Annotated in this window: 1 protein-coding gene; it reads right to left on the reverse strand. The window is 70.4% G+C overall.

What is annotated here, in order from left to right; genetic code table 11:
* A partial coding sequence (locus HCJ94_RS29425) for a DoxX family membrane protein (RefSeq protein ID WP_168004256.1) occupies window positions 1-405 on the reverse strand: 405 nt, incomplete at both ends.

Genomic DNA, 405 nt, shown 5'->3' on the forward strand with positions numbered 1-405 from the left:
GCCGAGGCCGAGGGTCTTGCCGGCGCCGATGAGGGTGAGGCCGACCAGGACGGCGGCGAGGGTCAGGTGTTCGTCGAGGAAGGGGTTGGTCTGCGGGGGCAGGGCGACCGACCACATCATGACGTAGAGGGTGGTGCCGGTGGCGGCGGCGATGCGCATGCCGATGCCGAGGGTGAGTGCCAGGCCGATGCCGAGCAGGCCGAGCATGAAGGCCCAGTTGGCGAAGGCGGTGCCGGCGAGGTCGTGGTAGATGCCGGCGAAGGGTCCCTCGGCGCCGCTGAGGAAGCCCTTGGTGGGGTTGCCGCCGTTGATCCAGGCGCGTTCGGTCGGGGTGGCGAACCCGAGGCCGAACACCTTGTCGACGAACGCCCACAGGAACGTCCAGCCGAGGGCCAGACGGACACC

Origin of the sequence: Micromonospora thermarum (assembly GCF_012034245.1) — a bacterium.
Taxonomy (GTDB): domain Bacteria; phylum Actinomycetota; class Actinomycetes; order Mycobacteriales; family Micromonosporaceae; genus Micromonospora; species Micromonospora thermarum.